Raw genomic sequence first — 9,008 nt, 5'->3', positions numbered from 1 at the left:
GAAGATCGTCGGATAAGGCGTAATGCCGCTGGGAGACCGGCGGCATCACGCCGCGCACAAACGTTCAAGCGGTTCGCTGCCCGGCGACCTATATCCTGTCTCCATCACACAGATGGAGACAGCCGATGACGATCGCGACGAAGACTTACAAGCCGATCAATTTCGCCGAAAAACTCTCGCTCTTCAGCGATCAGTGGCAGCCGCGGGTCCTTGCCGAACTCAACGACTACCAATTCAAGATCGTGCGCATCGAGGGCGACTTCATCTGGCACGATCATCAAGATACCGACGAGGCCTTCATCGTGCTCGAGGGCACGTTGCGCATCGATTTCCGCGATGGGGCTGTGACGCTCGGTCCGGGCGAAATGTACGTCGTGCCGAAGGGCGTCGAGCATAAGCCCTATGCGGAGCAAGAGGTGAAGATGCTGCTGATCGAGCCGCGCGGCACGCTCAACACCGGCCACGAGGGTGGCGAACGCACCGCGGAAAACGACCGCTGGATCTGATCCCTCGCTCGGGTTGCCACGATCGCACTTGCTGACCGGCATGGCGCCGGAGTAGAGAGAGGCATGCCCGCAAAGATCCTCGTCAGCGCCTGCCTCATGGGCCATGCCGTTCGGTATGATGGCCAGTCGAAGCCGCTTGTCCATCCGGCGATCGACCGCTGGCGCGCGGAAGGCCGTCTCGTGGCCATCTGTCCGGAAATGTCGGCCGGCATGCCGGTGCCGCGCCCGCCGGCCGAGATCGCCGCCGGCGCCGTCGGCAAGGATGTGCTCGCCGGCAAGGCGAGGGTGGTGGAGATCAGCGGCGGTGATGTCACCGAGGGTTTCATACAGGCGGCCGAGAACGCGCTTTCGCTTGCCAGGCAAGCCGGCTGTCGCTTCGCGCTCTTGATCGATGGCAGCCCGTCCTGCGGCTCGGGCTTCGTCTATGACGGCAGCTTTTCCGGCGCGCGCCATCCGGGTGAGGGCGTAACGGCCGCCTTGCTGCTTGCCAACGGCGTCGAAGTCTATTCGGACAGGCAGATAGAAGCGCTGGTCGCGCGGATCGAAGAATTGGAAGGCCCGCAATAAAAAGATTGCGCCCCCGCTTCTCTCAGGGGCGCAATCTCTCGCTTTTGCAGCGATACGCCCGTCAGCCATTTAGTGCAGGGGACGGCTGAGCGGGGCAGGGAACTTTCCCGATAGGCGATCAGTCTAGCCGAAGTTCGAGGGTGGACGGATCAAAATCCTGTGAGCCCTCGTTTGCCGCGGGGGTCGCCACCATGGACGCGCCGATCGGCGTCACCGCGGCGGTCTTTGCGGTCTGATCGATGGCGAGAAACTCCGGCTTGGAAACCTGCGGGTTCTGGTCGTTCGAAATGTTCGAGACGGTCACGGTTGCAGCGTCGCCGTCGGTTTCGGCTGCGGCCGTCTTGATCATCTCGTGAGACGGCTTGCTGACGAAGACCACCGGCGAACCGCCGAGCCAGGCCTCGGTGCGCACCATCTTCATCTCGCCGTTGATTTTCTTGAGCTCGATCGTTTCGTCGCCATTAGCAATCGTCGGCACGACATAGGTGACCTTCTTCCGCGATTGCAGCGGCGGGCAATCGGCGCAGGAAAGCGTGGAGACGCTGGCATTGTCGGTCGTGCCGGAAGCGATCGCTTCGATCGACGACGCCGCGGCGTTGCCGGCGGCAAGCCCAAGGACGGTGGTGATCAGCAACAGGCGCATCGTTTTTCTCCCGGATCGTTACCGATGAGAATATGCGCGCTCCCTTACTTTCCCGTCAGGAGAATTGGTAAAAATAGAATGATCCGCGAATTACCGGCTACCGGTCACGCCTTCTCGCGTGCGACCGCGCGCCAGCCGATATCGTGCCGGTAGAAGCCGTTGTCCCAGGAAACGGCCGAAAGGGCCGCATAGGCTCTGTCCTTGGCCGCGCCAGCGCTGGTTCCCGTCGCGGTGATGTTGAGCACGCGGCCGCCGGTTGCGACCAGCGCCCCGTCCTTCATCGCTGTGCCGGCATGAAACACCTTGGTGGTGTCGGACGCTGCGGGGAGGGCACCGATCGGCGTATTTTTCGCGTAGCTGCCGGGATAGCCCTTGGAGGCCATGACGACGGTCAGCGCCGTCTCGTCGCGCCACTCCACAGCCATGCCGGCGAGCGTGCCGGTCGCGGCGGCATAGAGCAGCGGCAGAAGATCGCTCTTCATCCGCATCATCAGCACCTGGCACTCGGGGTCGCCGAAACGGACGTTGTATTCGATGAGTTCCGGTCCCTTGGCGGTGATCATCAGCCCGGCGAAGAACACGCCGGAGAAGGGATGGCCGCTTTCCGCCATGCCGCGCATCGTCGGCTCGATGACTTCCTTCATCGTACGCTCGATCATCTCCGACGTCATGACCGGGGCCGGCGAGTAGGCGCCCATGCCACCGGTGTTCGGCCCAGTGTCGCCGTCGCCGACGCGCTTGTGGTCCTGGGCTGACGCCAGCGCCAGCGCCGTCTTGCCGTCCGAGAGGCAGAAGAAGCTTGCTTCCTCGCCATCGAGATAGGCTTCCACCACCACCTCGGCGCCGGCGGCGCCAAAGGCACCGGCGAAACAATCGTCGACGGCGGCGAGCGCCTCGTCGAGCGTCATGGCGACGGTGACACCCTTGCCGGCGGCGAGGCCATCGGCCTTGATGACGATCGGTGCGCCCTGTTCGCGCACATAGGCCTTTGCGCTCTCCGCATCGGTGAAGCGGCCATAGGCGCCAGTCGGAATGTCGTAGCGGGCGCAGAGATCCTTGGTGAAGCCCTTGGAGCCTTCGAGCTGGGCGGCGGCGGCAGAGGGGCCGAAGACGGCGATGCCGGCAGCGCGCAGCACGTCGGCAAGACCGGCGACCAGCGGTCCCTCAGGCCCGACCACGACGAAATCGATCGCTTCCTTGCGGCAGAAGTCGGCGACGGCCGCATGGTCGTCCGTGTCGAGTGCTATGATTTCCGCTTCTTCGGCAATGCCTGGGTTACCCGGCGCGGCATAGAGCTTCGTCAGTTTCGGCGACTGCGCGATCTTCCATGCAAGGGCGTGTTCGCGCCCACCCGATCCGATCAGAAGAACCTTCATTGCAGCCCCCGATATCCCGAAAATGTTGCGCTGCGGTTAGGACGGCAGGCCGGCAAGGTCAAGGGAAAATGGGAGTCCGGGTGGCGATTCTCGCAATCGCCACCTCTCAGGCGATGGCCTGGCGGCTCTGTTGCTCGTCCAGCGCTTCGTCATGCGCATAACGGGCGGTGCGTGTCAGCGCCCAGATTGCCAGATCCTCGATCGGCAGCGGCTTGCTGATGAGGTAGCCCTGGAACAGGTCGCAGCCGGCCGCCGTCAGCATGGAGAGCTTCTCCGGCGTGTCGATGCCTTCGCCGACGACCGCGACGTCCTTGGCGTGGCAGAGCGCGATCAGCGCCTTCAGAACCGGCAGGGAATGCGACGCGGTGAGGTTCGATACCAGCGCCCGGTCGAGCTTGATGGTATCGGCGGTGTATTCGATGATCTGCTGCACCGACGTGTAGCCGGCGCCGAAATCGTCGATCGAAAGCCGGAAGCCGTTCTGGCGCAGCGCGTCGATGTTGCGGCGAAGCTGGTCGCTGAACTTGACGGCGAAGGTTTCGGTCAGCTCGATCTCGATCGAGCGCGCCTCCAGCCCATGCCGTTGCAGGCAGTCGGCGAAATGGTCGGCAATCGCCTTGGAGTGCAGTTCGGCCGAGGAAATGTTGATGGCGAGCACGGTTTCGGGGCCGAACAGGGCCTTCAGCTGGCCGCAGTCGGACATCGCCTTGTTGATCACCCACCAGTCGATCTTGGTGAAGAGCCCCGAGCTTTCGGCAATCGGCACGAATTCGTCCGGGGTGACGTTGCCGAGCACCGGCGAGTACCAGCGCAGCAGCGCCTCGCAGCCGGTGACCCGGCCTTCGGTGTCGACCATCGGCATGTAGACGAGGTGGAACTGCTCATCCGGATCGAGCGAGCGCAGTTCATCCTGGATCTGGCGCAGGCGCGTACGCTTGTCGTGAAGCGCACGCGAGTAGCGGGCGGAGCGGTTCTTGCCGCTGGTCTTGGCCTGATACATCGCCGCATCGGCATTCGCGATCAGTTCTGTAAGATAGGTGGCGTCATCCGGGCAGATCGCCGCACCGATGCTTGCGGTCACCGGATAGCGCTTGTCGGAGACTTCGAAGCCGTCCTCGAACAGCGAGAGGATGGCGCCCGAGATTTCCCGGACCGTCCCGTCGCCCGGGCGCGAACGCACCAGCACGGCGAATTCGTCGCCCGAAAGGCGCGCGAGAATGGCCGGCTTCTGGCCGCGGCGCTCGGTAATCGCGTCGACCCGCTCGGCGATACGGGTCGCCAAGGTCTTCAGGAGTTCGTCGCCGATCTCGTGGCCATGCTTGTCGTTGACGAATTTGAAGTTGTCGATGTCGATGAACAGCAGGCTGCACTTCTCGCCGGCCGCGATCGCCTCGCGCACGACACCGGCGGCAAGTGCATTGAAATGGCCGCGGTTGCTGATCCCCGTCAGCGTATCGGTCCACGAGCTGCGCTGCACGAGCTTCAGCGATTGCACCGACTGGCGGTGCAGTTCGCGGATGTTTTCCGTGAGGCGCCCGATCTCGCCCTTTTCTTCCATGTCGCGGATTTCGTCGCGCGCACCCACCATCACCGCCATCACATTGGCGTCGAGGGTGGCGATCGGATCGGTGATGAAGCGGCGGATCAGCATGATGATCAGCCAGATCGAGAACAGGCTCATGGCGACGGCGCCGAGCGCCAGCAGGAACTTCTGCTGCGCCATTAGCGCGTCGAAATGCTCGCTCGAAACGGTGAGCGTCGCATAGAGCGAGGGCCCGAGATGCACGCTTGCCGAAAGGTCATCGGTCACGGCCAACGGCCAGGGCTGCAGAACGATGTCGGAGCCATACTCTTTCTTCAGCGCCTGCTGCATGTCGAGGAAGCGGTCGGGCTGGATCGCGACCTGGACGAGCAGGGCGTTCGATTTCTTGCTCGGCAACGGCCGGGTAAAGGCAATCGGGTCGAGGAAGAAGGAATAGACGATGCGCGGTCTCTGGCCCGCCTCATAGAGATAGGTCCAATCGGCGAGCTTGTCTTCGCGGATCAGGCGGCGGGCGAGGTTGAGCTGCGCCTCGTCGATCTCGGCGAACGGATCCCAGCTGTTTTCGAAGTAGTATTCGGACTTGAGCTCGGAACTGAGAAGTGCCAGCGAAACATAGCCAGTCGGATCGTCGAGCAGCGATTTGACGCTCTCCTGCAGCCGCACGCCAAGCGCATTCGCGCGATAGCTCGCATCTGTTTCGGAAACGTACTGGCGCAGCGAATTGCCGTTCAAGAGCGCATTGAGAAAGCCCTTGCTGCGGCCGATCTCGTTCTGGAAGACGGCGGCCGCATGTTCAAGGCGCTGCGAGAGCTTGGCATGCTCGAGCGCGCGGATGGAGCGGCTCTGCGTGACGTGGACCGAGATCGCCGCCAGCAGATAGCCGGCAAGCACCACGGGAAAAATCAGGATGAGCGCGCGTTTGCCGAGGTTCACTGGAAATTCGCCAATGTGCTGATGATCCGTCGGCGCAGTTGCACCGATTCTGTGGACAGTTCCTGTTGATACTGGCTCTTGGCCAGAATGTCGGGCGAGGGGTAGATCGCCGGGTCGGAGCGGACCTCTTCCGGCAGGAGTGCGTGGGCTGCCCGGCTTGCTGTCGGCATGTTGAGCGCCAGCGCATTGGCGGCGGCACTTCCCGGCGATCCGAGATAGTCGAGCAGCGCCAGCGCCCGATCCTTGTTTTGCGAATTGGCAACGACGGACATGCAGTCGAGCCAGGAGAGCGTGCCCTCCTTCGGAACCGCATAACGCCATACGCCAGGGGTGCCGGCCTTGGCATTGAGGACATGCTGGTCGCCGCTGTAGCCGAGCGCCATGTAGATGTCCTTGCTGACGGCAGGGTTCTGGATCGCGCTGATGATGTATTCGTAGGTGAGCACGGAAGGGGCCTGTTCCTTCATCAGCGTGAAGGCGGCCTTCAGCGTGCTGCTGTCGTTGGTATTGATCGATTGGCCGAGCAGCATCAACGGCGCGACGAAGGCCTCGTTGTGGTCGTCGTACATGGCCACATGCTTGGCAAGCGCAGCGGCAGGGCGCATCAGATCCTGCCAGGAGGTCGGCGCTTCGGCTAAGACGTCGGAACGGTAGAGAATGCCCATCGTGCCCCAGAGATAGGGCAGGCCCCGGCCGGAGCAGCGCTTGCGCCAGCTTTCGTCATAGTCCCTGAGCGAGGCGACGTTGGTCTCGTCGATTTTTTCGAGAACGCCCTTGCGACCGAAGAGGGCCGCGCTGTTTTCGCCGGTTACCACCAGGTCGACGCGGCTGTTCGGATCGGCCAGGACCTCGTCGCGGGTATCGCCGCTGTCGTAATAGACCTGGTGCACGGCAACGCCCGTGATCGACGACCAGCGGTCGAGGATCTTCTGGTCGATATAGGATTCCCAGATGAGCAGGTTCAGGGTCTCGGCCGGTGCCGCCGTTGCGAATAGCAACGTCGCCAGTAAGGCCGGAATCGCCGTTCGCCCCTGCATTGTATACCCCTGCCCAAGCCCGTCAGACGACCGTAGCGCGCAAAAATTGATGAATGATTACGTAGGGCTGCGCGCGGCCGCGGGGTGGCGACGGCTGTGTCTTTCGAGAAACGAAAACCGGGCGCCGCATGGCGGCGCCCGGTCCGATTTTCCAGGTCTTTCTGCCTGATTTTTTATCTTGCCGGGATCCTCGGCAGGAGGATGGTGAGCACACCGAGCAGCGGCAGATAGGAGCAGATCGTATAGACGAACTCGATGCCCTGTCGGTCGGCGAAGATACCAAGCACGGCAGCGCCCATGCCGCCAAAGCCGAAGGCGAACCCGAAGAAGACGCCGGCAATCAGCCCGACCCGGCCCGGAACCAGTTCCTGGGCGAAGACGACGATCGCCGAGAAGGCCGAGGAGAAGATCAGGCCGATGATGACGGAGAGCACGCAGGTCCAGAAGAGGTTCGCATAGGGCAGAATCAAGGCGAAGGGGATGACGCCGAGGATCGAGAACCAGATGACGAAGCGGGCGCCGTAGCGGTCGCCGATCGGGCCGCCGAGGAAGGTCCCGGCCGCGGCCGCACCCAGGAACAGGAACAGCATCAGCTGCGCCTGCTGCACCTCGACGCCGAACTTCTCGATGACGAAGAAGGTGAAGTAGCTGGAGATGCTCGCCATGTAGACGTTCTTGGTGGCCGTCAAAAGCACGAGCACGGCAACCGCCCACATCACCCGGCCCTTCGGCAGAGGCAGGGCCCGGCTCGGTGCTGCGCGGCTCATGGTCGTGCGGCGATGGCGGACATACCACGTGCTAACCCAGGAGAGCACGAAGAAGCCGATGATCGCGACGATCGAGAACCAGCTGAGGCTGCCCTGGCCGAACGGGATGACGATAAAGGCGGCGAGCAGCGGACCCATGGCGCTGCCGGCATTGCCGCCCACCTGGAACAGCGATTGAGCAAGGCCGTGGCGGCCGCCGGAGGCAAGGCGGGCGATGCGGGAGGATTCCGGATGGAAGATCGCCGAGCCGACGCCGATCAGGCTCGCTGCGACCAGCAGAACCCAGAAGTCATGCGCATTGGCGAGCAGGATCAGGCCGCTGCAGGTCGAGAGCATGGCGAGCGGCAGGGAATAGGGCAGGGCCCAGCGGTCGGTGATGATGCCGACGGCCGGCTGCAGCATCGACGCCGTCAGCTGGAAGGTGAAGGTCAGGAGACCGATCTGCACGAAGTCGAGCGAGTAGTTCGCCTTCAGCAGCGGATAAAGCGCGGTCAGCAGCGACTGCATGATGTCGTTCAGCATATGGCAGAAGCTGACGGCGAGGATGACGGAGAAAGCCGTCTTCTCCGGGGAGATCCCGGAAGTTGAAGTCACGGTAGACATGGGTGATTCCTTGCCGTCTCGAAGGTTGTGTGCGGCGTGGCCCCATCTCTACTGAGGTTGCGATTGGCCTGCTTTTGTGATCTGGTCGATTTCTTTCGTGAGTGGGCCAAATGCCGATCCGCCGATATCCGCTGCCGCAGCTTCCCGATGACGATCACTTCCGGAACCTCGACTGGGTCGAGACGGGAAACGCCCCGGTGCTCGCGCTCGGACGGGATTACAATGCCGGCCTCCTCGTGCCTTTTCACAAACACACCCGGACCCAGCTCTGGTGGGCGCGTGGTGGCGTCGTGCTGATGCGCACCGAGCGCGGGCGCTGGATGGTGCCGCCCGGCCACGCCCTTCTGATCCCGGCGGGCATGGAGCATTCGGCTGAGATGATCAGCGACGTGCGCATGCACTCGATCTATTTTGCGCCGGACCTTTTGCGCGCCGAGCGGCCGATGGTCATGGAAATCAATCCTTTGGCCGGCAGCCTCGTCGATGCCCTCGTCAGCGTCGAGAACGAGGCGATGTCGGAGCGGCGCGAACAATTGGTGACCGATCTGCTTCTGGAGGAAATCGGCCGGCTGCAGGAGCGCCCGCTCGGCCTGCCGTTCCCGCGCGATGAAAGGCTTGCGGCGCTCTGCCGCCAGTTCCTGCAGGCGCCATCGGCGGCCGCCAGCATCGACCAGTGGGCCGACAGGCTGGGTCTCAGCCGCCGCTCGTTCACGCGGCTTTTTCGCAACGAGACGGGCGTCAGCTTCGTCACCTGGCGCCAGCAGGCCTGCATCTTCGCCTCGTTGCCGCTTTTGGCCGACGGCGAACCGATCATCAATGTGGCGCTCGATGCCGGCTATGAGAACGTCGCAGCCTTTACGACGATGTTCCGCCGCATGCTCGGCAGCCCTCCGAGCGTCTATCTGAAGACCTATCTCGGCCAGTGATTGCGGGCAGATAAGCGCTCATGGGAAACGAAAGCTGAATTGACCTGGTTAACGGAATCGTAGGAACAAGGGCCAATAACTCGCCCTGTGCCGTTCCTGCCCACTCC

Annotated in this window: 8 protein-coding genes; 3 read left to right on the top strand and 5 right to left on the bottom strand. The window is 63.1% G+C overall.

The genetic code is table 11. From position 1 onward, the window contains the following. The first annotated feature begins 125 nt into the window (after positions 1–125). Positions 126–506, top strand: a complete 381-nt coding sequence (locus L981_RS30995) for a cupin domain-containing protein (RefSeq protein WP_043625965.1) — start codon at positions 126–128, stop codon at positions 504–506. Between the two features lie 63 nt (positions 507–569). Beyond that, positions 570–1,073 (top strand): DUF523 domain-containing protein, encoded by a 504-nt coding sequence (locus tag L981_RS30990; RefSeq protein ID WP_043625963.1) that lies wholly within the window; start codon positions 570–572, stop codon positions 1,071–1,073. A gap of 118 nt (positions 1,074–1,191) precedes the next feature. Here L981_RS30990 and L981_RS30985 read toward each other — a convergent pair whose 3' ends face one another. The 5 genes from L981_RS30985 to L981_RS30965 all read right to left on the bottom strand — a co-directional run bounded on the left by L981_RS30985 (position 1,192) and on the right by L981_RS30965 (position 7,975). Then, positions 1,192–1,716, bottom strand: a complete 525-nt coding sequence (locus tag L981_RS30985; protein ID WP_043625960.1) for a plant virulence effector HPE1-like domain-containing protein — start codon at positions 1,714–1,716, stop codon at positions 1,192–1,194. A gap of 104 nt (positions 1,717–1,820) precedes the next feature. After that, positions 1,821–3,092, bottom strand: coding sequence for a phosphoribosylamine--glycine ligase (gene purD / locus L981_RS30980; protein ID WP_043625957.1), 1,272 nt, complete (start codon positions 3,090–3,092; stop codon positions 1,821–1,823). 106 nt (positions 3,093–3,198) lie between these two features. After that, positions 3,199–5,568 carry a bifunctional diguanylate cyclase/phosphodiesterase gene (locus L981_RS30975; protein ID WP_043625954.1) on the bottom strand — a complete coding sequence of 790 codons (2,370 nt, stop codon included), beginning with the start codon at positions 5,566–5,568 and terminating at the stop codon, positions 3,199–3,201. Further along, on the bottom strand, positions 5,565–6,605 hold the full coding sequence (locus L981_RS30970) for a PotD/PotF family extracellular solute-binding protein (RefSeq protein ID WP_043625951.1): 1,041 nt from the start codon (positions 6,603–6,605) through the stop codon (positions 5,565–5,567). Before L981_RS30970 ends, L981_RS30975 begins: the two co-directional genes overlap by 4 nt. Positions 6,606–6,778: 173 nt before the next feature. Beyond that, on the bottom strand, positions 6,779–7,975 hold the full coding sequence (locus tag L981_RS30965) for an MFS transporter (RefSeq protein WP_043625948.1): 1,197 nt from the start codon (positions 7,973–7,975) through the stop codon (positions 6,779–6,781). Between the two features lie 110 nt (positions 7,976–8,085). Here L981_RS30965 and L981_RS30960 point away from each other — a divergent pair, with 110 nt between their 5' ends. Then, positions 8,086–8,901: a helix-turn-helix domain-containing protein gene (locus tag L981_RS30960; RefSeq protein WP_043625944.1), complete on the top strand. Its 816-nt coding sequence runs from the start codon at positions 8,086–8,088 to the stop codon at positions 8,899–8,901. The last annotated feature ends 107 nt before the right edge of the window (positions 8,902–9,008 follow it).

Source organism: Ensifer sp. ZNC0028, from assembly GCF_000799055.1.
Lineage (GTDB): Bacteria > Pseudomonadota > Alphaproteobacteria > Rhizobiales > Rhizobiaceae > Ensifer.
This window is presented reverse-complemented; position numbering and strand designations above follow the sequence as displayed.

Excerpts from the sequence above, each read along its gene's own strand:
- L981_RS30965 (WP_043625948.1), bottom strand. The coding sequence starts at position 7,975 with ATGTCTACCGTGACTTCAACTTCCGGGATCTCCCCGGAGAAGACGGCT.
- L981_RS30960 (WP_043625944.1), top strand. The coding sequence starts at position 8,086 with ATGCCGATCCGCCGATATCCGCTGCCGCAGCTTCCCGATGACGATCAC.
- L981_RS30985 (WP_043625960.1), bottom strand. The coding sequence starts at position 1,716 with ATGCGCCTGTTGCTGATCACCACCGTCCTTGGGCTTGCCGCCGGCAAC.
- L981_RS30990 (WP_043625963.1), top strand. The coding sequence starts at position 570 with ATGCCCGCAAAGATCCTCGTCAGCGCCTGCCTCATGGGCCATGCCGTT.
- L981_RS30995 (WP_043625965.1), top strand. The coding sequence starts at position 126 with ATGACGATCGCGACGAAGACTTACAAGCCGATCAATTTCGCCGAAAAA.
- L981_RS30970 (WP_043625951.1), bottom strand. The coding sequence starts at position 6,605 with ATGCAGGGGCGAACGGCGATTCCGGCCTTACTGGCGACGTTGCTATTC.
- purD (WP_043625957.1), bottom strand. The coding sequence starts at position 3,092 with ATGAAGGTTCTTCTGATCGGATCGGGTGGGCGCGAACACGCCCTTGCA.